The following is a 723-nucleotide window of genomic DNA, read 5'->3' as shown; positions in this document are numbered from 1 at the left end:
TTCCGGCGAGCCGACCCCGGGCGTGAGCTTCCTGGGCTTTGTCGGCGTCGACAAGACCGCCGTCGACTTCGCGGTGCTCGGCTCGATCAATCTTCGGCCGCTGCTTGAGGTCCGCCTTCCGCTGGTCGGGCATTATCCGGTCAGCGGGGATACCAGCGACTGGTACACCTATCTGGGGGCCGACGGCTACGACGGGCAGGGCCGCAAGGTCGGCCCCGTCTCGGCAAAGGTGCTTCCGGACATCCTCGACATCGGCGCCGACGCCTACCTCATGGTCCGCGGCAAGGGGATCGAACACTGGCCGGTCCAGGCGCCGTTCATCGACCTCGATCAAGGTTTCATCATTGCTTTCGGCTTCTCGCTGCACCAGCAGTTCGGCATGCGGCCGGTCGCGTGGGCCGATCTCTATCTCGGGCTCGACCTGATGCTCGTGCCCAGCCCGCTGATGTTCGCCGGGCTCGGCCAGGCCAGCGGATCGCTCCACCTTGGACCGTTCTCGCTCGGGGTAAGCGCCCAGGCCAAGTTCCTCGCCGTCTCGAACGACGTCTACCTCTGGGTGCAGGTCACCGGCCGGATCGAGCTCTTCTTCTTCGATGTCGAGGGAACGGTAACGATCACTTTCGGCGGCAAGGAACCCAAGCCCTTTTTGCCCAAGGCGGACCAGCATCCGCTCGACCGTTTCGAGGAAGTCCAGCTGGGCGGCGGGACCACGGAGCGTCGGCG

The 723-nt window shown here is 65.6% G+C and carries 1 protein-coding gene; it reads left to right on the top strand.

The window, feature by feature from the left end; genetic code table 11:
* A partial coding sequence (locus tag EOA29_RS41925; RefSeq protein ID WP_189479163.1) for a hypothetical protein occupies positions 1-723 on the top strand: 723 nt, incomplete at both ends.

The organism is Mesorhizobium sp. M1E.F.Ca.ET.063.01.1.1 (assembly GCF_003998155.1).
GTDB lineage: Bacteria > Pseudomonadota > Alphaproteobacteria > Rhizobiales > Rhizobiaceae > Mesorhizobium.
This window is presented reverse-complemented; position numbering and strand designations above follow the sequence as displayed.